At 62.9% G+C, this 23,340-nt stretch carries 10 protein-coding genes; 6 read left to right on the top strand and 4 right to left on the bottom strand.

Going from position 1 to position 23,340, the window contains the following annotated elements:
- Positions 1–188 precede the first annotated feature (188 nt).
- Positions 189–13,187 carry a non-ribosomal peptide synthetase gene (locus tag JFU48_RS16460; RefSeq protein ID WP_201136960.1) on the bottom strand — a complete coding sequence of 4,333 codons (12,999 nt, stop codon included), beginning with the start codon at positions 13,185–13,187 and terminating at the stop codon, positions 189–191.
- Positions 13,188–13,557: 370 nt separating this feature from the next.
- On the opposite strand from JFU48_RS16460, the gene JFU48_RS16455 reads away from it, so the two are divergent.
- Entirely contained in the window at positions 13,558–14,112 is a 555-nt protein-coding gene (locus tag JFU48_RS16455; RefSeq protein ID WP_003226680.1) for an RNA polymerase factor sigma-70, read from the top strand.
- A 134-nt stretch (positions 14,113–14,246) separates the two neighbouring features.
- Here the strand turns inward: JFU48_RS16455 and JFU48_RS16450 are convergent, their stop codons facing one another.
- The 3 genes from JFU48_RS16450 to JFU48_RS16440 all read right to left on the bottom strand — a co-directional run bounded on the left by JFU48_RS16450 (position 14,247) and on the right by JFU48_RS16440 (position 16,859).
- Positions 14,247–15,260: a GNAT family N-acetyltransferase gene (locus JFU48_RS16450; protein WP_201136959.1), complete on the bottom strand. Its 1,014-nt coding sequence runs from the start codon at positions 15,258–15,260 to the stop codon at positions 14,247–14,249.
- A gap of 84 nt (positions 15,261–15,344) precedes the next feature.
- Positions 15,345–16,142: a substrate-binding periplasmic protein gene (locus JFU48_RS16445; RefSeq protein WP_003226684.1), complete on the bottom strand. Its 798-nt coding sequence runs from the start codon at positions 16,140–16,142 to the stop codon at positions 15,345–15,347.
- 93 nt (positions 16,143–16,235) lie between these two features.
- Complete coding sequence (locus JFU48_RS16440) at positions 16,236–16,859, bottom strand: TetR/AcrR family transcriptional regulator (RefSeq protein ID WP_103521051.1); 624 nt, start codon at positions 16,857–16,859, stop codon at positions 16,236–16,238.
- A 183-nt stretch (positions 16,860–17,042) separates the two neighbouring features.
- Between JFU48_RS16440 and JFU48_RS16435 the strand changes: the two genes are divergently transcribed.
- The 5 genes from JFU48_RS16435 to JFU48_RS16415 are packed head-to-tail and all read left to right on the top strand — an operon-like array spanning position 17,043 to position 23,317.
- Entirely contained in the window at positions 17,043–18,833 is a 1,791-nt protein-coding gene (locus JFU48_RS16435) for an acyclic terpene utilization AtuA family protein (protein ID WP_201136958.1), read from the top strand.
- 12 nt (positions 18,834–18,845) lie between these two features.
- Entirely contained in the window at positions 18,846–19,715 is an 870-nt protein-coding gene (locus JFU48_RS16430; RefSeq protein ID WP_201136957.1) for an SDR family oxidoreductase, read from the top strand.
- Positions 19,716–19,718: 3 nt separating this feature from the next.
- Positions 19,719–21,335 carry a geranyl-CoA carboxylase subunit beta gene (gene atuC, locus JFU48_RS16425; protein ID WP_201136956.1) on the top strand — a complete coding sequence of 539 codons (1,617 nt, stop codon included), beginning with the start codon at positions 19,719–19,721 and terminating at the stop codon, positions 21,333–21,335.
- 30 nt (positions 21,336–21,365) lie between these two features.
- Positions 21,366–22,523: a citronellyl-CoA dehydrogenase gene (gene atuD, locus JFU48_RS16420; RefSeq protein ID WP_003226692.1), complete on the top strand. Its 1,158-nt coding sequence runs from the start codon at positions 21,366–21,368 to the stop codon at positions 22,521–22,523.
- The gene (locus JFU48_RS16415) at positions 22,520–23,317 is read left to right on the top strand and encodes an enoyl-CoA hydratase/isomerase family protein (protein ID WP_201136955.1); all 798 of its coding nucleotides are present in this window, start codon (positions 22,520–22,522) and stop codon (positions 23,315–23,317) included. Before atuD ends, JFU48_RS16415 begins: the two co-directional genes overlap by 4 nt.
- Positions 23,318–23,340: the final 23 nt, after the last annotated feature.

The raw sequence follows: 23,340 nt of genomic DNA, 5'->3' as shown, positions 1-23,340 counted from the left end.
GAACCGGCAGACTGAGCTGCCGGTTGTTGATCGTCAACCCTGGATATGTACGTGAATATGCCGGTTTATTTGTGTTGAATTCACTGACGCTTTCGCGAGCAAGCCCGCTCCCACAGGGGATCTGTGATCGACACAAAACCCATGTGGGAGCGAGCCTGCTCGCGAAGGGGCCGGTGAAGACGCCGGAATTACAAGCCTTCCAGCTCCGCCATCAGATCATTCAAGCGATCCACCTTGTCCTCGGTCATGTCACTGGCCGCCAGGCCTTCGATGTACTCGGCCAGTTCCTGCACCGTGCTGCACTCGAACATCGCCCGCAGCGGCACATCGCGTTGCAGGGTTTTCTGTACCCGCGAGGCGATCTGCGTGGCCAGCAGCGAATGCCCGCCCAGTTCGAAGAAGTTGTCGCGCACGCCGACCTTATCGACCTTGAGCACTTCGGCCCAGATGTCGGCCAGGGTCTGCTCCAGTTCGTTGCGCGGGGCCAGGTAGTCCTGGCTCTGCAACTGACCGATCTCCAGCGCCGGCAGGGCCTTGCGGTCGAGTTTGCCGTTGGCGTTGTGCGGCAACTGATCCAGCCACAACCAGTGCAGCGGCACCATGTATTCCGGCAGTTCGCTGCGCAGGCGTTGCTTGATTCGCTCCAGACGTTCGCTCGGGTTTAGCGCCGAATCCGCCGCGACAAGGTAGCCGACCAGATGCTTGCCATTGACACCCTCCTGCACACCCACCGCCGCATCGCGGACTTCCGGTTGCTCGTGCAGGCGCGCCTCGATCTCACCCAGTTCGATCCGGTAACCGCGAATCTTCACCTGATGATCGACCCGGCCAACGTACTCCAGCACCCCGTCACTGCGCCGCCGCGCGAGGTCACCGGTGCGATACAGACGCTCGCCCGGCGCGCCGAAGGGGTTGGGCACGAACACCGGCACGGTGCGCAGCGGATCGCTGACGTAACCGCGACCGACACCCGTCCCCGCTACGCACAACTCACCCACCGCGCCCAACGGCACCAGTTCCAGCGCGCCATCGACCAGGTACAGCAAGTTGTTGTCGGTCGGCGTACCGATCGGCAAATAGCTGCCGCGAGTCGAGGCCAGGTCGACGCGGAAGAACGCCACGTCATCCGAGCATTCCGCCGGGCCGTAAGCGTTGACCAGACCGATGTCCGGGTAACGCAGCAGCCACTGGTGCGCCAGTTCCGGCGGCATCGCTTCACCGGTCGGCAGCATCCAGCGCAGGCCGTCGAGGCTCAGGCGATCGGAGGCGAGCATGCCCTGAATCAGCGACGGCACACTCTCCAGCACGGTGATGCCCTGCGCCTGCACATGCACCAGCAGGCCCTGCGGATCGTGGGCGATGGTGTTCGGCACAATGTCCACCCGCGCGCCGAACAACGGCGCGGCGAGGAACTGCCAGACCGAAATATCGAAGCTTTGCGAGGCGGTCTGCGCGATCACGTCGGCGTCCGTCAGTTTCAGGTACGGCACCTTGCTCAACTGGTTGTTGAGCATGCCGCGCTGCTCGACCATCACGCCTTTCGGCAGGCCGGTCGAACCCGAGGTGTAGATCACGTAAGCCAGGTTGTCCGGGCCACTGTAAATGCCCGGGTTGTGCAGCGCCGTCGCCAACGCCTGCACCTCTTCCCAGACCAACAGCCGTGGACGGTTGGCGCAGCTGAATTCATCGAGCAAGGTCTGCGCCTGTTCGCGACAGACTTCGCTGCACACCAGCACCGGCGTGCGACTCAGCTCGATGATGCGTTGCAAACGCTGGCTCGGCAGGCCCGGGTCCAGCGGCAGGTAACCGGCACCGGCCTTGAAGCTGCCGATGATCATCCCCAGCAGATCGAGATTACGCTCGGCCAGCAATGCCACCGGTTGATCCATCTGCACCCCGGCCGCAACCAGTGCATGACCGAGACGGTTGGCATTGTGGTTGAGCGCGGCATAGCTCAGTTGCTGATCGAGGCAAGTGGCGGCGATGCGCTGCGGGTGCGCCGCGACCTGCGCTTCGAACAGCGCCACGTAGCTCTGCTCCAGCGGATAGTCGTGGGCGCTCTGGTTGCAACCGTGCAGCAGGAAGTCCTGTTCCTCGGCCCCCAGCAGCGGCAGGTCAGCCATGTCGCCGTGGAAACCCTCGACCAGCACCAGCAGCAGGCGCTTGAACTCGCCGAGCATGCGCTCGATGGTCGATTCGTCGAAATAGCGCTGGTCATACGACAGATGCAGACCGAGGTCATCACCCGGGTAGCACACCGCCGTCAGCGGGAAGTTGGTGTGGGTGCGACCGGAGTCCGAAGTCGCATTGAGGCTCTGCGCGCGGTCCAGCACCGAGACTTCCACCGGGGCGTTTTCGAACACGAACAGACTGTCGAACAGCGGCTGGCCTTTCGGCAGTTCACTCTGCTCTTGAATGTTCACCAGCGGCAGGTATTCGTACTCGCGCAGTTGCATGTTGCTGTCGAGCAGCGCGCTCAGCCACTGGCGCACACTGGCGCGCTGATCGTCCGCCGGGATCTGCACCCGCAGCGCGATGCTGTTGATGAACAGGCCGACGGTGCGTTGCATCTCCGGCATTTCCACCGGACGCCCGGCCACGGTCACGCCGAACAGCACGTCGCGATCACCGCTCAGGCGTCGCAGCACCAAGGCCCATGCCGCCTGAGCGAAGGTGTTGATGGTCAGTTGATGGGCCTGGGCCAGCTCACGCAGACGGGCGCCATCTTCAACGTTGAGACGGGTATAGCGATCACCGACGATCATGCCGCCGCTTTCGCCAGCGTGTTCGCGCAGGAACGGCCGGTCGCTCGGGATCGGCGTGGTGCGTTCGAAACCTTGCAGGTTCTGCTGCCACCACTGGCGTGCCTCGGCCAGGCTCTGGCGTTGCAGCCAGCCGATGTAGTCGCGGTAACGCGGCGGCACCGACAACTGTGCTTCGCGACCTTCACCGAGGGCGGTGTAGATCTCGAAGAAATCGTTCATCAGCAGCGAGCGGCACCAGGCATCGATGAGGATGTGGTGGTTGCTCATCATGAACCAGTAACGCGCCGCGCCGACCTTGATCAGGCGCAGGTGGAACGGTGCCTGATTGAGCAGATCGAACCCGGCCTCGCGCTCGCTTTTCAGCAGCGCCTGCAGCTTCGGTTCTTGCTCTTCTTCGGCAACGGCACTCCAGTCCAGGTACTCGATCGGCGTGCGCCCCGGGCTGTGGATCACTTGCAGCATGTCTTCGCCGACGTTCCAGCAGAACGACGCACGCAGCGCTTCGTGACGGGCGACCACCGCTTGCCAGGCCTGGGCGAAACGCTCGGGATCAAGCTCACTGTTGATGCGGTAGCGATCCTGCATGTAGTACAGACCGGTGCCCGGTTCGAGCAAGGTGTGCAGCAACATGCCTTCCTGCATCGGCGTCAGCGGGTAGACATCTTCGATCTGCGCCGCCGGCACCGGCAGGGCATCGAGTTGCGCCTGGGTCAATTTCGCCAGCGGGAAGTCCGACGGTGTCAGGCCACCGGCCTGCTCTTGCAGGCAATGTTCGATCAGGCTTTGCAGCTCACTGAGGTAGGCGTCGGCCAGATCATTGATGGTTTGCGCCTCGTAGCGCTCGGCACTGAAAGTCCAGCGCAACAGCAGTTCGCCGCCATACACCTGACTGTCGATGCTCAACTCGTTGGGCAACGGCGCCTGTGGATCGTGGGCCGCACCGACCGGCTCGTCCAACGGACGGAACAGCGCATCGCTGGCGAAACTCTGGTCGAACTGGCCGAGGTAGTTGAAGGTCACCGGAGCATTCGGCAACGCCGCCATGCTGCGCTGGCTGAGGTCATCGGCCAGATAACGCAGCACGCCATAACCGAGGCCTTTGTGCGGCACCGCGCGCAGTTGTTCCTTGATCGCCTTGATCGAAGCGCCCTGCCCGGCGGCCTCTTCGATGTTGTGCGGGGTCAGGCGTAATGGATAGGCGCTGGTGAACCAGCCGACGGTGCGGGTCAGGTCGATCTCGTCGAACAGGGTTTCGCGGCCGTGGCCTTCCAGTTGAATCAATGCCGACGGCTGCCCGCTCCAACGGCACAGCACACGGGCCAGCGCGGTCAGCAGCAGATCGTTGACCTGCGTGCGGTAGGCGCGCGGCGCCTGTTGCAGCAGTTGTTGGGTACGCTCGGCATCGAGGCGCACGCTGACGGTTTGCGCGTGACGATTCTGCTGTCCGCCCTGCGGGTTTTCGCACGGCAGCTCGGCGCTCGATCCGGCCAGTTGGGTCTGCCACCAGTTCAGTTCCTCGCGCAGCGATTCGCTGCCGGCATAGGCCTGCAAACGTGCCGCCCAGTCCTTGAAGGCACTGGTTTTCGCCGGCAGTTTTACCGACTGCTCGGCATCGAGCTGGCGGTACACGGTTTGCAGATCGTCGAGCAATACGCGCCACGACACACCGTCGACCACCAAGTGATGGATCGCAATAAACAGGCGTTGCTGCCCTTCCGGACCATCCACCAGCAAGGCGCGCAGCAGCGGGCCGTTCTGCAGATCGAGACTGCGCTGGGCATCGGCGAACAGCGCTGCGCACTGGTCCATCGCCGCCACCCGCACCTGCCACAACACCTCGGCGTCGGACACCGGTTGATGCGTTGCCTGCCATTGATCGTTGGCCTGAGTGAAGCGCAGACGCAGGGCGTCGTGCTGTTCGATCACCGCCAATAGCGCTTGCTCCAGACGATGCGGTTCCAGCGCCACGCTCGGCTCCAGCAGCAGCGCCTGGTTCCAGTGCTGACGCTCAGGAATATCAGTGTCGAAGAACCAGTGCTGAATCGGCGTCATGGCCGACTCACCGACCACCAGTCCCTGCTCGGCAGTGACTTGCTCGCTGCGGCTGGCGACAGCGGCGAGGGTCTGCACCGTTTGATGCTGGAACAGATCCCGTGGACTGAAATGAATGCCCTGCTGCCGCGCCCGGCTGACCACTTGAATCGACAGGATCGAGTCGCCGCCAAGTTCAAAGAAGTTGTCGTTGAGACCGACCTGCTCGACGTTGAGCACCTCGCACCAGATCTGCGCCAGGGTCTGCTCCAGCTCATTGCTCGGGGCGACGTAGTGCTGACGGTTCAGCTCAGGATCCGGTGCCGGCAAGGCGCGGCGGTCGAGTTTGCCGTTGGCGGTCAGCGGCATGCTCGCCAGCAGGATCAGGTGCGTCGGCACCATGTAGTCCGGCAGTTGTGCCTTGAGGTGCGACTTCAGTGCTTCACGCAACTCGGCTTGTTGCGCTTCGCCCTGCTCGGCGACTTCGCTGACCAGATAACCCACCAGTTGTTTGCCGCTCGGCGCATCCAGCGCCAGCACCACCGCTTCGCGGACCGAGTGGTGATCGAGCAGTCGGGTTTCAATCTCGCCCAGTTCGATGCGGAAACCACGGATTTTCACCTGATGGTCGATCCGGCCCAGGTATTCCACCAGACCATCGGCGCGCTGGCGCACCAGATCGCCGGTGCGGTACATGCGTCCGCCATCGGCGGCAAACGGGTCGGCCACGAAACGCTCGGCGCTGATCCCCGGACGGTCGTGATAGCCCTGCGCCAGACCGGCACCGCCGACGAACAATTCACCGGTCGCGCCTTGCGGCACCAACGCCAGATCGGCGTCGAGAATGTACGCCACGCGGTCACCGATCACGCTGCCGATCGGCACGCTGCCGGCGCCCTCTTCCAGCACTTCCGGGGCGAGACTGGCCAATGGCATGACCACGGTTTCGGTCGGGCCATAGGCGTTGAAGAACAGACTCGGTTTGAACGCAGCACGAATCCGTTGCAGGTGCTCGCCAGTCAGCGCTTCGCCGCCGGTGATGATCATCCGCACCGGCAGAGTTTCATTCTGCGTGGCGAGGAACTGCGCCAGCTGGCTGCCGTAGCTCGGGGTGAAGCCGAGCACATTGATCCGATGGGTGCGGATCAACCCGCAGATTTCTTCCGCATCCCACTGCCCTTGCGCTCGCAGCACCACTTGCGCGCCGCTGAGCAACGGCACCAGCAGACGCTCGGTGGCGGCGTCGAAGTTGATCGAATAGAAGTGCAGCTCGCAGTCGTCCGGGCGCATGCCGAAACGTTCGATCACGGCCTGGCAATGCATGGCGATTTCACCGTGGGACACCACCACGCCTTTCGGCTTGCCGGTCGAACCCGAGGTGTAGATCAGGTACGCCTGATGCTGCGGCAGGCTGATAAAGGGCAGCTCAGTGGCCGGGTAATCCGCCAGCGCCGCGCTGTCGTCTTCCAGGCACCAGCGCGCCACGTTCGACGGCAGATCGCCAAGCGCATTGAACATCGCGCGGTCGCTGAGCAGCAGACCGATGCGGCTGTCTTCGATCATGTAGTGCAGACGGTCGAGCGGGTATTCCGGGTCCAGCGGCACGTAAGCGCCGCCCGCCTTGAGGATCGCCAGCAGGCCGACGACCATTTCCAGCGAACGCTCCAGCGCCAGACCGACCCGCACTTGCGGGCCGACCCCACGCTCACGCAGGGCCCAGGCCAGGCGATTGGCCCGCGCATCAAGTTCGGCGTAGCTCAGGGTCTGGCCGGCGAAGGTCAGGGCCGGGGCGTCTTTGCGCGCCAGTGCCTGTTCGGCAAACAGGTGATGGAGGCATTGATCGAGACGACGTTCGCCCGGTTCGACACCGAGGCTGTCGAGCAGTTGTTGCTGCTCGGGTTGGTCGAGCAGCGGCAACTGGCTCAAACGCTGTTGCGGATCGGCGATCAGCGCTTCCAGCAGGTTGCGCCAATGCTTGGCCATGCGTGCGATGGTCGGCTCGTCGAACAGATCGGTGCTGTACGTCAGGCAGCAACCGAGGCGATGGTCGAGGTCGGTGACTTCCAGGTTGAGATCGAACTTGGTCGCTCGCGCATCGTTGGCCAGGTACTCGACGGTCATCCCGGCGAGCATGCGGCTCTGCTGGAATTCCCAGCGCTGCACGTTGCACATCACCTGGAACAGCGGGTTGTACGCCGCGCTGCGGGGTGGTTGCAACGCTTCGACCAGATGATCGAACGGCAGGTCCTGATGCGACTGGCCCTCAATCACGGTGTGACGCACTTGCTCGAACAACTCGCCGACCGACATCTGCCCGTCGAGCTGGCAACGCAACACCTGAGTGTTGAGGAATGCACCGATCAGCCCTTCGCTTTCCGGGCGGATACGGTTGGCCACCGGCGCGCCGATGCGCAGGTCGGTCTGACCGCTGTAGCGGTAGAGCAAGGTGGCGAGCGCGGCGGTCATGGTCATGAACAGGGTCAGACCGTTTTGCGCATTGAACGCACGGACGCGGGCGGCAAGATCGTCGCTCAGGTCGAAACGGAACAGCTCGCCCTGGTGACTTTGCACCGGTGGACGCGGACGGTCGCCGGGCAGTTCCAGCAGCGGATGTTCGCGACCGAGTTGCGCGGTCCAGTAGTCGAGTTGACGCTGACGTTCACCGGACTCCAGCCACTGCCGTTGCCAGACGCTGTAGTCGAGATACTGCACCGGCAACGCTTCGAGCGGCGAGTCGCGGTCATCGACAAAGGCTTCGTACAACGCGCTGAGTTCGCGGGCAAAAATATCCATCGCCCAGCCTTCGGTGACGATGTGATGCAGGGTCAGCACGAAGTAATGCTCGTGCTCGGCGGTCTTCACCAGACAGGCGCGCAGCAGTGGGCCGCTTTCCAGATCGAACGGCAGATGCGCTTCTTCGTCGGCCAGTTGCTGGACCTGTTGCTCGCGCTGGTCCGCCGGCAGTTTCGAGAAATCTTTCCAACCCATGCGCACGCCGGTCTCGGCATGCACCTGCTGACGGGCCACGCCATCGACGCTCGGGAACGTGGTGCGCAGGGTTTCGTGGCGCAGGATCAGCGCCTGCAAGGCCGCCTCGAAATGCTCGACGTGCAACACCCCGCGCAGGCGCGCCATGCCGCCGACGTTGTACGCCGGGCTGTCCGGCTCCATCTGCCAGAGGAACCACATGCGTTGTTGCGAGTACGACAGCGGCACCGCTTGGCTGCGATCGACTTTGGCAATCGGCGGCTGCTGGTTGGTCTGGCCGCTGGCCTGGATCAGGCGGATCTGCTCGGCGAAGTCACCGAGTTCGCTGTGCTCGAACAACGCGCGTAACGGCAACTCGACGTCACAGGCCTGCCGGCTGCGCGAGATGATTTGTGTGGCCAGCAACGAGTGTCCGCCGAGGGCGAAGAAGTCGTCGCGCAGGCCGATCCGCGGCAGACCCAGCACTTCACGCCAGATCGCGGCGATCTGTTGCTCCAGTTCGGTGACCGGTTCGACGTGTTCACGCACCTGCCACTGCGGCTCGGGCAAGGCGCGGCGGTCGAGCTTGCCGCTCGGGCTCAGGGGCATTGCGTCGAGGCGCATCAGTTGCGCCGGAACCATGTATTCCGGCAGTTCGGCGGCCAGTGCGGTTTTCAGACGAGCGATTTGAGCGTCCTGATCTTCGCTGACATCGATGGCGGTGAAGTAGCCGATCAATTGCGCGCCAGCGGCGGTTTCCCGCACCAGTACCACGGCTTGAGCGACGCCATCCTGGGCCAGCAGGCGCGCTTCGATTTCTTCCGGTTCAACGCGGAAACCACGCAGTTTGACCTGCTGATCGAGACGCCCGAGGTATTCGATCACGCCATCAGCGGTCCAGCGTGCACGGTCACCCGTGCGGTACAGACGTGCGCCCTGCTCGCCCAGTGGATCGACCACAAAGCGCTCGGCAGTCAGCGCCGGGCGACCGAGGTAACCCCGGGCCAGACCGATGCCGCTGATGCACAGTTCACCCGGCACACCGGCCGGCACCGGATTGAGATCGGCGTCGAGCACGCGGCAGATCACGTTGTCCAGCGGCCGGCCAATCGGCGAGCGCTCGCCGTCGGTGCTGGTGCAGTGCCAATGGGTGACGTTGATCGCGGTTTCGGTCGGGCCGTAACGGTTGTGCAGTTGCACCGCCGGCAGTTGCGCCAGCACGCGGTTGCGCAGTTCCGCCGGCAGCGCCTCACCGCCGGAGAATAACTGGCGCAGGCTGGTGCATTCGGCGCTCAGCGGCTCGTCGATGAACAGCGCGAGCAGCGGCGGCACAAAGTGCAGCGTGGTCACACCGTATTCCTGAACCAGTTGGGCGATGCGATGCGGATCACGGTGTTCACCGGGGCCGGCGATCAGCAGACGTGCGCCAGTGATCAGCGGCCAGAAGCACTCCCACACCGACACGTCGAAACTGATCGGCGCCTTTTGCATCAGCACGTCGCTGTCGTTCAGGCGGTAGCTGTGCTGCATCCATTGCAGACGTTCGGCCAACGCGGCGTGGGTGTTGCCGACGCCTTTCGGTTGCCCGGTGGAGCCGGAGGTGTAAATCACGTAGGCGAGGTTGTCGCCATGCAGGTGCAGACCCGGCGCCTGGCTCGGCCAGTTCTCCAGATGCAGCGCGTCCATGGCGATCACGCTGACGCCGTCGCTGGCCGGCAGACGGTCGAGCAATGCGGTCTGGGTCAGCAGCAGCTCGACACCGCTGTCGCTGAGCATGTAAGCCAGGCGCTCGGCGGGGTAATCCGGGTCCAGCGGCACATACGCGCCACCGGCCTTGATGATCGCCAGCAGACCGATCAGCAGTTGCGGCGAACGCTCGGCAGCAATCGCCACGCACACATCCGGGCCGACACCTTTGTCGCGCAGATAATGCGCGAGGCGGTTGGCCTGGGCGTGCAATTCGGCGAAGTCGAGACTGCCGCCGTCCCACACCAGCGCGGTGCGTTCCGGGGTCTGCCGCGCCTGTTCGTTGAGCAGTTCCGGCAGCCATTGTTGCGCCGGGGTGCACGGGGCGATGCTCCATGCCTGCTGCTGTTCGTGCTCGCACGGAGTGAGCAATGGCAGGTCGCCGATCGCCTGTTGCGGCTGTTCGCAAACGGTGCGCAGCAGGTTGCTGAAGTGCTCGGCCAGACGCGCGATGGTCGCTGCGTCGAACAGCTCATCGGCGTAGTCGAAGGACAGGGTCAGGCGCCCGTTGCGATCTTCTTCGCTGTGCAGTTGCAGGTCGAACTTGGCCTCGCGGCTGTGCCACGGCAACTCTTCGGCGAGCAGACCCGGCAGGCGCTTAAGCGCACTCAAGTCGCGCTGCTGATGGTTGAACATGACTTGGAACAGACCCTGCTCGCGGGCCTGCGGGAACGCCTCGAGCAGTTGTTCGAACGGCAGATCCTGATTCGCCTGAGCGCCCAGTGCAGCGTCGCGGGTCTGCGCCAGCAACTCGACAAATGACAGCCGTGAATCAACCTCGGCCCGCAGCACTTGAGTGTTAATGAAGAAGCCGATCAGGCCCTGGGTTTCCAGGCGCGGACGGTTGGCGTTGGGGATGCCGATGCGGATATCGCGCTGACCACTATAGCGGTGCAGCAGGCTCTGGAAGGCCGAGAGCAACAGCATGAACGGCGTCGACTGGTGAGCCTGGGCGGTCTGCTTGATCGCATCACTGAGGCTGACGCCGAGGCGCACACTGTGGCGCGCAGCGCTGTGCAATTGTTTGGCCGAACGCGGATGATCGGTGGCCAGTTCCAGCACCGGATGCTCGTCGCCCAGTTGGGCTTTCCAGTAGGCCAGTTGCCGCTCGCCCTCACCTTGCGCCAGCCATTGGCGCTGCCAACTGCCGTAGTCGGCGTATTGGGTCGGCAGCGGCGCGAGTTCGGCGCGCTGACCTTGAGAGGCGGCAGCGTACAGGCGCGAGAATTCGTCGATCAGCACGTTCAGCGACCAGCCGTCGGCGATGATGTGATGCAGCGTCACCAGCAACTGGTGATCTTCGTCGTCGAGACGCACCAGCGTCACCCACAGCAGCGGGCCTTTTTCCAGGTCGAACTGGGTGCGCGCTTCGTCCTCGCGGATCTGTTGCGCGCGGGCTTCACGCTCGTGCGCCGGCAGGTCGCTGATGTCGATCAGTTGCAGGTTGAACTCGGGCGCGACGTCGACTTGGTGCAGCGCGACGCCGTCCCGTTCGAAGAAACGTGTGCGCAAGGATTCGTGGCGTTCGATCAGTTGCTGGAAGCTCGCACGCAACACGTCTTCGTCCAGCTCGCCGCGCAGACGCAGGGCGCCGGGAATGTTGTAGGCGCTGCTTTGCGGGTCGAGTTGCCAGGTGATCCACAGCCGGTTTTGCGCCAGCGATTGCGGCAGTGCTTCGCTGCGCGACAAGGTGGTTATTGCACCTTGAGCGCTGCCGCCGTCCTGTTGCTGCTGCGCCACGGCAGCGGCGAACGCGGACAGGGTCGGGGCTTCGAACAACAGGCGCAGATTCAGCTCCAGCGCCAGTTCTTCACGCACTCGGGCGATCACTTGCGTGGCGGCAATCGAGTTGCCGCCGAGCAGGAAGAAGTGGTCGTCGGCACCGACCTGCATGACGTTGAGTTGTTCGGCCCAGATCTTGCCGATCAAGGCTTCCAGCTCGGAGGCTGCCAGGGTCGACTCGGTACTTTGCACCTCGGCGGACGGGAACACCGCGTAGCTGTCGAGGCTGCCATCGGCCAGACGATTGCGGCACGCCGAGCGTTGCAGCTTGCCGCTGGACGTCTTCGGCAGCGCGCCCGGATTGAGCAGCACCACCACGCTCGGCGCTTGTTGATAGGCCTCGGCCACCGCTTGGCGAATGGCTTTGATCAGCGCTTCCGGCGGCAGGATTTTTTGCACACTGCGGCTGATTTCCGCGGCGATGCCGATACCTTCTTCGCCGTCCTGAGTGACCGCGAATGCTGCAACGCGGCCCTTGCGCACCACCTCCACTTCGTTCTCGACAGTCTTCTCGATGTCCTGCGGATACAGGTTGTGGCCGCGCACGATGAGCATGTCTTTCAGGCGACCGGTGATGAACAGTTCACCGTCGCGGCTGAAGCCCAGGTCACCCGTGCGCAGCCAGGTGCGGCCGGCGTGCTGGACGAAAGTCTTGGCACTGGCCTCGGGATTGCGCCAGTAGCCGTGGGCGATGCTCGGGCCGGCGGCCCAGACTTCACCGACGAGGTTGTCAGCCAGTTCGTTTAGCGTTACCGGATCGACGATCAGCACCGCATGCTCCGGCTGACTGATGCCGCAACTCATGATCGGGCTGCCGTCGCCCGGCTCGGCACGATTTTGCGCCAGCGCCTGATCATCGACGCGCAGCGCAGGAATTCCGGTTCCACGGGGGGTGCCGGCGACGAACAGGGTCGCCTCGGCCAGACCGTAGGAGGCCATGAAGCTGTCTTCACTGAAGCCGCACGGGGTGAACTTCTCGGCGAAGCGTTCAAGGGTGTCGAGGCGGATCGGTTCGGAGCCGGAATAGGCCACGCGCCAGCGGCTTAGATCAAGGCGTTCCAGCGCCGATTCGCTGACCCGCTCGCTGCACAAACGATAGGCGAAATCCGGCCCGCCACTGATGGTGCCACCGTATTGGCTGATCGCTTCGAGCCAGCGCAACGGGCGGCCAAGGAAGTACGCAGGTGACATCAGGATGCACGGCACGCCGCTGAAAATCGGTTGCAGCAGGCCGCCGATCAGGCCCATGTCGTGGTACAGCGGCAGCCAGCTGACGATCACGTCATCGGGGTTCACGTCGATGCCGAAACCGTGACGAATCAGCAGCTCGTTGGCCACCAGATTGCCGTGGCTGACCTGCACACCTTTGGGCAACGCGGTGGAGCCGGAGGTGTATTGCAGGAAGGCAATGTGATCTTGCGGCAGAGCCGGCTCAACCCAGCGTTCAGCCTGCGCGCTGTCGAGCGTATCGACGCACAGCAGCGGCGGCGCACCTTCGATTTGCTGCAAGGCATCGCGCAGGTCAGCGCTGGTCAACAGCAGGCGCGGTTCGGCGTCCGCGATGATCGACAGCAGGCGTTCCTGATGATGACGACGGGCGGACTCCGGCGGATAGGCCGGCACCGCAATCACCCCGGCGTACAGACAACCGAAAAACGCCGCGACGTAATCCGCGCCGCTGGGAAACAGCAGCACCGCGCGATCACCGAATTCAGCCTGGGCCTGCAACGCGGCAGCAATGGTCCGCGCGCGCTGATCGAGTTCGCGGTAACTGAGCACCACGCCCTGCTCCTCGGTTTCGGCGAGAAAGCGCAGGGCCAGGCGATCCGGCGTCTGTGCCGCACGGCGCTGGAGGGCTTGGACCAGAGTGCTGGGGAGTTCGAACGCGTCGGTCATGAGGTTTCCTGCCTGAATTCGGCTTGCTAAGTGGAATCGGGTTGCTGCGTCACGCCGGTCGAGGGCGTGCAGGGCGCGGTCTGTGCCGACCGCGCGAGGCATCGGAATGCTGTCTGGCCGGGGCTGTGCGCCCGAAGCCATTCACCAATGAGAACGGATGAAGTCTGGAAATAATTAGTCGGCGCGCAGGATCGCCAACGGGGGCCGAGGTGTGGCGGTGTGTCGCAGTTCTCGATTCGCACCTTTACGGAGCATTAGTTCTCTTTCTCAATTGACAATCATTATCATTCAACATAATTTGTCGCTCGATGTGTAGGACGGCCCCGTCCCCCAGGCGTCCCACTAACCTATTGGCAGCAAGGTGATTTCCATGACGGAACAAGTATCCACAAGCAGGTGCGATTCACCGCTACTTCAGGCCTTCGTCGACAATCGACTGATTCTGGTGAAGATTGCAGCCCGCATTACCGGCTGCCGTTCGCGCGCCGAAGACGTGGTTCAGGATGCGTTCTTCCGGCTGCAGTCGGCTCCACCGATCACGTCGTCAATCAAGGCTCAATTGAGTTACCTGTTCCAGATCGTGCGCAATCTGGCCATCGATCACTACCGCAAACAGGCGCTGGAGCAGAAATACGCAGGCCCGGAAGAGGAAGGGTTGAACGTGGTCATTCAAGGCGCTTCGCCAGAAACCTCGCACATCAATTTCTCGACACTGGAACACATCGCCGACGCCCTCACCGAACTGCCCAGCCGCACCCGCTACGCCTTCGAGATGTACCGCCTGCACGGGGTGCCGCAAAAGGACATCGCCAAGGAACTCGGCGTCTCGCCGACCCTGGTCAATTTCATGATTCGTGATGCGCTGGTGCACTGCCGCAAGGTGTCGGGCAGTCGCGGGGATGCGGCTTCGATGGGTCGTCGCTAAGCCCTGAATTCGGCGTCAAGCCATTCGCGAGCAAGCCCGCTCCCACATTTGACCGGCGTACACAGGTCGATGGGGGAGCGGGCTTGCTCGCGAAGGCAGACTTGAGACCGCAATAGATCCCAGGCCTTGTCACCTCAGGCCAGCTTGCACCGATCGAAAAACCGCTCACGCCCCAGAATCATCAGCGCCGCACGCTTGTGCGGGAAGTCGAATTCCTTCTCGCAGTGGAAGCACTGGTTGTGCATGTGGCCGATCATCTTCGCGTTGTCGGCACGCGGTTCGGCAACCACGCGCTGAGTGCGCGAATCATCCAGAAACAGGTAGTGCACCAGCGCCGACAACCAACTCGCGACTTTGTGCGGGCCACGGTGATTCTCCTCCCCCACCAGCATGTGAATGCCACGGTCGTAATTGTCGGCGTCGTAGAACGGCGCAATACGATCTTCCTTGGCCCAGTAGGCTTCGAAATAGGCAAACGGCTGATCGTCGAAACACCCGATCAGCGTCAGGGTGTGCGGATCGGCGTCGAGCTTGCTCAGGTATTCGCGATGCTGCTCAAGACTGCCCTCCTCCTGCCAGAAACTGGCGACCCGCGGACTGTTCTGCCAACGGTTGAAACGCGCCAGATCCTGCTCGATTTCCACCGTGCGCAGGGAAATCCACGCACCGAGACGCGCATCGAAGCGCCGATAGACTTCACCGCGCGGCTTCACCGGGCGCAGCGGATGGCGCTTGCCCTGGCTGACCACCATTTGCTGCGGGTAACTGCCGCTCAACGAGGTGCCGAGCCATGGCTGCGGCAGTTGCCAGAACAGTGTGCGTTCGCAGCGATACTCACCGGCCACCTCGGTACTCACCAGCAAACCGCTGAGCAAGGCTTCGGTGGGTGGCTGATCCAGCTGCCAGAGCAATTGCTGGCGCTCCGGCTCACGGGCGAACAACCAGTAACAGGCCGCCCACAACGCCAGGCCGGGCGGCAGGGCAAAACGCTCATCGAGCTGAATCGGGCCATTGCCGTCACGATCCATACGCAGGCGAATCAGCGGTTGCCCGTCCAGGCTCAGGCTCAGACGGCTTTCAGTTGCATCGGCTACCAATTGGCTGCCCGAAGGCAAGGCCAGGGCAGGCAGGTCATTCAGATTGGACATGGGTCGGGCTCACGATAATCGTCGACAGTTCAACGATGGGACGTGAGCCAAGGGAGGAAATTTAGCCGCCGGGGTGAAAAACGCTCAGGGCTGCGGCACCGGCACCACGGCAATCTTGTACGGCTCGAAGATTTTCAGCATCTGGCCGTTGTTGCGTAAACCCTGCAGTAACTTGCTGAACGCCTCGCCGGTGATCGGTGCAGTCGGGCGCAAAATGGCGTAGTGGTGATAAATCTGATCGATGCGCTGCGACACCAACAGTTCGTCTTTAACCTTTTCATTGCGCTTCAGATAATCGAACAGGTATGAGCGCGTCACCAAGGCAATGTCGGCGCGCCCGCGCAGGACCATCAACAGGTTGCTGTCGTGGGAATAGGTCAGCGTGGCGTTGAACGTATCAGCAAGGTATTTGGGATCGGCATTGAAGTTGGCGAACTCATAGTGATAACCGCTGTACAGCGCCAGGCGCTTGCCCTTGAGATCGGCGAAATAGTTTTCCTGGCGAGCATCTTTGCGTTGCGCGACAAAAATCTCGGCATCTTCCAGGCCCATATCGACCGTGGTATGTGGAATGTCCTTCCAGCCCCACTCGGGGTTTTCGAAGATGGCCATGTCGGTGCGACCTTCCTTCAGATCGCCGAAACGCCGGGGAATCGAGGTCGGTACCAAGACAAACTGATAGTCCGTCTGCAACGCGTTGAGCGCTTCGACCAATTCCGGCAGCAGCCCGGTATCGGCGCCGCTTTCCGGGCGAATGGTGTAAGGGGGAAAGTGCGCGGCGCCCACTCGAACCAGTTGCGCCGCCTGCGCAGGCAACCCTGAAAATGCCGTCAGCGCGACGAGTACCAGACCCGTGGCCGTCCGAATTGGCGAAGACTTCAAAACACCCCACTCCCCGAAAAAATACCGATCAATGCATTCAAGCTAGGCGGTTTCGCCCAGTTAGCCAGTTTCCCGACCTTATAGAAAAGTGGGTTAACGCTCTTCGAGCACCAGAATCAGCGCTTCATCGGCCAACTGATCGAGGCTCAGGCTGCCGCCGGCACGGAACCAGGTGGTGGTCCAGGACAGCGCGCCGGTGAGAAAACGTCGGGTAACGAACACATCGCCACGGATAAAACCGGCCTCCTTGGCTTCCCCCAGCACCTGCAGCCAGATGTCTTCGTAGACATCCCGCAGGGCCAGCACGCGGGCCTGACCGTCTTCGGACAACGAGCGCCATTCGTAGACCAGCACCGCCATGGCTTCGCCGCTGCCGCCCATGATCGATTGCAATTCGCAGCGGATCAGCGCCAGAACCCGCTCGCGCACATGGGTGGCTTCGGCCAGCGCGGCGCGCATCAGCGCGGTGTTGTAGCGGATGGTCTCCTCCATCACCGCACGGAGGATTTCATCCTTGCTTTTGAAGTGATGAAAAATGCTCCCGGACTGAATCCCCACCGCCCCCGCCAGGTCACGCACCGTCGTGCGCTCGTAGCCCTTGTTGCGGAACAGGTGAGCCGCCACTTGCAGCAGTTTGCCGCGGGCACTGTCAGGGTCGGTCAACTGGCCCTGGTCGACCAGTTCGCGCATGACCCTCAGGGCTTTTTGCTCGTCCACCCGTTCTCTCCTACAGTCGATCAGTCTGTTGCCCCCTGAACACGCAGGGTTGCGCGCAATTTAAGCCGCGGGCCGCAACCAAGCAAGCGCTTGGGCAGAAGATATTTCAGTGGTTTACAAACCAAGCGCTTGCTTGGTAGCCTCCAGACACTTCTGTCGCAGGTTCCTGAGTCGGAGATAAAAATGCCCACCACCGTTCGGATCGGATGCGCCAGCGCATTCTGGGGTGACACCAGTACCGCCGCCGCACAACTTGTGGCCGGCGGACAGCTGGATTATCTGGTGTTCGATTACCTGGCCGAGATCACCATGTCGATCATGGCCGGCGCCCGTATGAAGGACCCGCAGGCCGGGTTCGCCGGGGACTTCGTCGAAGTGCTCGCGCCGCTGCTGCCGCAACTGGCTGAACAGAAAATCCGCGTCATCAGCAATGCCGGCGGGATCAATCCAAAAGCCTGTGCAGCCGCTCTGCAAGCCGCCTGCGACAAGGCCGGGGTCAAGCTGAAAATCGCCGTGCTGCTCGGCGACGACCTGCAACCGCAATTCAAGCAACTTGCCGCCCAAGGCATCCACGAAATGTTCAACGGCACGCCGCTGCCGCCGATGTGCGTATCGACCAACGCCTACCTCGGCGCACCGGGCATCGTCGAAGCCCTACGCCTGGGCGCCGACATCGTCATCACCGGGCGCGTGGTCGACAGCGCGGTGGTCAGTGCGGCGCTGGTGCATGAGTTCGGCTGGGCGTGGCACGACTACGACAAACTGGCCCAGGCCGCGCTGGCCGGGCACATCATCGAATGCGGCGCGCAATGCACCGGTGGCAACTTCACCGACTGGCGCGACGTGCCGGATTACGAACACATCGGTTTCCCCATCGTCGAAGTCAGCGCCGACGGCCAGTTCATCGTCAGTAAACCCGAAGGCTCCGGCGGATTGGTGACGCCGCTGACGGTTGGCGAGCAGATGCTCTATGAAATCGGTGATCCGCAGGCGTATCTGTTGCCGGATGTGGTCTGCGATTTCACTCAGGTCAAACTGCAGCAACAAGGCAAAAACGCCGTGCACGTCCACGGCGCCAAAGGCCTGCCGCCCAGCGACAAATACAAGGTCAGCGCGACCTGGCCGGACGGTTTCCGCTGCACCGCCAGTTGCCTGATCGCCGGTATCGATGCGGTGGACAAGGCGCGGCGCGTCAGCCAGGCGATCATCGCCAAGACCTCGGAAATGTTCAGCCAACGCGGCTGGCCAGCGTACAGCGAAGTCGACATCGAACTGCTTGGCAGCGAAGCCACTTACGGCCCGCACGGCCAGCGTCGTGACAGCCGCGAGGTGGTGATCAAACTCGCGGTGCGCCATCCACTGAAACCGGCGCTGATCCTGTTCTCCCGGGAAATCGCCCAGGCTGCCACCGGCATGGCTCCGGGGCTGACCGGCATCGTCGGCGGACGGCCGACGGTATATCCGTTGATTCGCCTGTTTTCGTTCCTGATCGATAAAAACGCCTGCACCCTGCAAGTCGATATGGCCGGTGAACAGCACCCCTGCGCCCTGCCCGCGCAAACACCACTCGACAGCCACGATCTGCCCACCCCCGACCAGCCACCGAAACCCCAGGGCCGTGCCGACGCCAGTGTGCCGTTGGTGAAACTGGCGGTGGCGCGCTCCGGTGACAAGGGCAACCACAGCAACATCGGCGTCCTGCCACGTCGCCCCGAATACCTGCCGTGGATCGCCGAAGCGCTGACCCCGGCAGTGATTGTCGACTGGATGAGCCACGTGCTCGACCCGATTCATGGCCGGGTCGAGCGCTGGTACCTGCCCGGCACCCACAGCCTGAATTTCCTGCTGGAAAACGCCCTCGGTGGTGGCGGTGTCGCGAGTCTGCGTATCGATCCACAGGGCAAGGCCTTCGCCCAGCAGTTGCTGGAAATCCAGATCCCGGTGCCGCAGAGCATCGCCGAACAGCTCGACTAGAGGATTCGCGTCATGGCTTATGAGTCAATTTTCCGTGCCGATCTGTTCAGCGGCCAGAACATCATCGTCACCGGTGGCGGCAGCGGTATCGGGCGCTGCACCGCCCATGAACTGGCGGCGCTCGGGGCCAATCTATTGCTGGTCGGGCGCAAGCCGGAAAAACTGCAAAAGGTCGCCGCTGAAATCACCGAAGACGGTGGCCGCGCGCACTGGCAAGCCTGCGACATCCGTGATGAGGAAGCGGTGAAACAACTGGTCACTGAGTTGATCGCCGAACACGGGCCGATCCACGGTCTGGTCAACAATGCCGGCGGCCAGTACCCGTCGCCACTGGCCTCGATCAATCAGAAAGGCTTCGAAACCGTGCTGCGGACCAATCTGGTCGGCGGCTTCCTGATGGCCCGGGAAGTGTTCAACCAGTCGATGAGCAAGCACGGTGGCAACATCGTCAACATGCTCGCCGACATGTGGGGCGGCATGCCCGGCATGGGCCATTCCGGCGCGGCACGTTCGGGGATGGACAACTTCACCAAGACCGCCGCGTTCGAATGGGGTTACGCCGGGGTGCGGGTCAATGCAGTGGCGCCGGGCTGGATCGCATCCAGTGGCATGGACACTTATGAAGGCGCGTTCAAAGCAGTGATCCCGACCCTGCGCGAACATGTGCCGCTCAAGCGCATCGGTACCGAATCGGAAGTCAGTGCGGCGATCGTTTTCCTGCTCAGTCCGGCGGCGGCGTTCATCAGCGGCAGCACCTTGAAAATCGATGGCGCGGCCAGTCTCGGCAGCCGCGCATGGCCGTTGCACAAGGCGAGCCACAGCGAGTCGTTCAACGGTTTCCATCGGGCGTACTTGCCCGACGTCCTCAAGGACAAGGAGTAAGCCATGCCGCAGATCCAGTCCCAACTCGATCCGCACAGTGAGGCCTTCGCCCGCAATCAGGCGGCGATGCTCAAGGCCATCGAGCACGTCCAGCAACTGGAACAGAACCTGCTGAACAAGGCTGCCGAAGCCAAGGCCAAATTCGACAAGCGCGGGCAACTGCTGCCCCGCGAACGCCTGAATCTGCTGCTCGACCCCGGCGCACCGTTCCTCGAACTGGCGAGCCTGGCCGGCTACAAACTGCACGACGACAAGGATGGCAGCGCCGCCGGCGGTGGCCTGATTGCCGGCATCGGTTACGTGTCCGGCATACGCGCGATGGTGGTGGCCAACAACAGCGCGATCAAGGGCGGCACCATTTCCCCGACTGGCCTGAAAAAGTCCCTGCGCCTGCAACAGATCGCCCAGGAAAACAAACTGCCGGTGATCACCCTCGCCGAAAGCGGCGGCGCCAACCTCAACTATGCCGCGGAGATTTTCGTCGAGGGTGCGCGCAGCTTTGCCAATCAGGCGCGCATGTCGGCCATGGGCCTGCCGCAAATTACCGTGGTGCACGGTTCGGCCACGGCGGGTGGCGCGTATCAACCGGGGCTGTCGGATTACGTGGTGGTGGTACGCGGCAAGGCCAAGCTGTTTCTTGCCGGGCCGCCGCTGCTCAAAGCCGCGACGGGCGAGGTCGCCACCGATGAAGAGCTGGGCGGCGCCGAGATGCACGCGCAGGTCGCCGGCACCGCCGAGTACCTGGCCGAGAACGATGCCGACGGCGTGCGCCTGGTGCGCGAGATCCTGCGCATGCTGCCGTGGAACGAGCAACTGCCGTGGCTGCCCGAGCCGCAATACAAGGCGCCGCTGTACCCGATCGACGAACTGCTCGGACTGATCCCCGACGACCCGAAAAAACCCTACGACGTGCGCGAAATCATTGCGCGGATTGCCGATGAATCCGAGTTCCTTGAATTCAAGGGCGAGTTCGATCAACACACCGTTTGCGGCCAACTGAAAATCCACGGTCGCGCCTGCGGTTTGATCGGCAACAACGGCCCGATCACCCCCGCCGGGGCGAGCAAGGCCGCGCAGTTCATTCAGCTGTGCGACCAGAGCCAGACGCCGCTGCTGTTTTTCCATAACACCACCGGGTTCATGGTCGGCACCGAGTCCGAGCAGCAAGGCGTGATCAAGCACGGCTCGAAACTGATTCAAGCGGTGGCCAATGCCCGAGTGCCTAAACTGACGATTGTCGTCGGCGGTTCCTACGGTGCCGGCAATTACGCGATGTGCGGACGCGGTCTCGATCCACGCTTCATTTTTGCCTGGCCCAACAGCCGCACCGCGGTGATGGGCGGCGCGCAGGCCGGCAAGGTGCTGCGCATCGTCACCGAGGCCAAACAGCTCAAGGAAGGCCTGGTGCCGGACCCGAAAATGCTCGACATGCTCGAACAGGTCACCGCGCAGAAACTCGACAGCCAGTCCACCGCGCTCTACGGCAGCGCCAACCTGTGGGACGACGGCCTGATCGACCCACGCGATACCCGCACCCTGCTCGGTTACCTGCTGGATATCTGCCACGAAGCCGACATCCGCACGCTGCAACCCAACAGCTTCGGCGTCAGCCGCTTCTGACTGCCACGGATCCCAAGGAGAACAATAAAAATGATCTTCACCCCGGAACACGAAGCACTGCGCCGCACCGTCCGCCAATTCGTCGAGCACGAAATCAACCCGCACGTCGATGAATGGGAACAGGCCGGACGCTTTCCGATCCACGAGATTTTCCGCAAGGCCGGCGACCTCGGTCTGCTGGGGATTTCCAAGCCGGAAAAATTCGGCGGCATGGGCCTCGACTACAGCTATTCGATTGTCGCCGCCGAAGAGTTTGGCACCATCCACTGCGGCGGCATTCCGATGTCGATCGGCGTACAGACGGACATGTGCACCCCGGCGCTGGCCCGCTTCGGCTCCGATGAATTGCGCGACGAATTCCTCCGCCCCGCGATTAGCGGCGAGCAGGTCGGCTGCATCGGAGTCTCGGAAGTCGGTGCCGGCTCCGACGTCGCCGGGCTCAAGACCAGCGCGCGCAAGGACGGCGACGACTACGTGATCAACGGCAGCAAGATGTGGATCACCAATTCACCGAGTGCCGACTTCATCTGCCTGCTGGCCAACACCTCGGACGACAAGCCGCACATCAACAAGTCGCTGATCATGGTGCCGATGAACACCCCGGGCATCAGCCTCAGCTCGCACCTGGACAAGCTCGGCATGCGCAGCTCGGAAACCGCCCAGGTGTTTTTCGATAACGTGCGTGTGCCGCAGCGCAACCGCATCGGCCACGAAGGCGCCGGGTTCATGATGCAGATGCTGCAGTTCCAGGAAGAACGCCTGTTCGGCGCGGCGAACATGATCAAGGGCCTGGAATATTGCGTCGACAGCACCATCGAGTACTGCAAGGAGCGCAAGACCTTCGGCAACGCGCTGATCGACAATCAGGTGATTCACTTCCGCCTCGCCGAATTGCAGACCGAAATCGAATGCCTGCGGGCGCTGGTCTATCAGGCCACCGAGCAATATGTGAAAGGTCAGGACGTCACGCGCCTGGCGTCGATGGCCAAGCTCAAGGCCGGACGCCTCGGTCGTGAAGTCAGCGACAGCTGTCTGCAATATTGGGGCGGCATGGGCTTCATGTGGGACAACCCGGTGGCCCGCGCCTATCGCGATGTGCGGCTGGTGTCGATTGGCGGCGGCGCCGACGAAATCATGCTGGGGATCATCTGCAAACTGATGGGCATCCTGCCGGGGAAAAAGAAATGAGCGCCCTGCCCGACTGCCAGACGCTGCTGCTGGAACAGCACGGCGGCGTGCTGCACATCACCCTCAATCGCCCGGAAAGCCGCAATGCGATGAGCCTGCAAATGGTCAGCGAACTGCGTGCGGTGCTGGCGGCAGTGCGTGATGACCGCGGGGTGCGCGCTCTGGTCCTCAGCGGTGCCGGTGGGCATTTCTGTGCGGGTGGCGACATCAAGGACATGGCCAATGCCCGTGCCCAAGGGGCCGACGCTTACCGCGAGTTGAACCGCGCCTTTGGAGCCCTGCTGCAAGAAGCTCAGGATGCACCACAAGTGCTGATCACCGTTTTACAGGGCGCAGTGCTCGGTGGTGGTTTCGGGCTGGCATGTGTCAGCGATATCGCAATGGCCGACCATCAAGCGCAATTCGGTCTTCCGGAAACCAGCCTCGGTTTGCTGCCGGCGCAGATCGCTCCGTTCGTGGTGCAACGCATCGGGCTGACCGAAACCCGTCGCCTGGCACTGACCGCCGCGCGCTTCGATGGCCATCAGGCCCGGCGGTTGGGGCTGGTGCATTTTGTCGAGCAGGATCCGCAGGCGCTGGCAGAACGTCTTGATGAAGTGATCGACCATGTTCTGTGCTGCGCGCCCGAAGCGAATGCGGCAACCAAAAAGCTGCTGCTGGCCAGTGCCGGGCAACCTTCGAGTGAATTGCTGGATGAAGCGGCGCGGTGGTTCAGCGAAGCGGTGACCGGGGCCGAAGGGATCGAGGGCACCATGGCTTTTGTGCAAAAGCGTAAACCTGGGTGGGCCCCTTAAAAGCTTCGCGAGCAGGCTCACTC

Source organism: Pseudomonas sp. TH49 (assembly GCF_016650625.1).
Classification (GTDB): Bacteria; Pseudomonadota; Gammaproteobacteria; order Pseudomonadales; family Pseudomonadaceae; genus Aquipseudomonas; species Aquipseudomonas fluorescens_H.
This window is presented reverse-complemented; position numbering and strand designations above follow the sequence as displayed.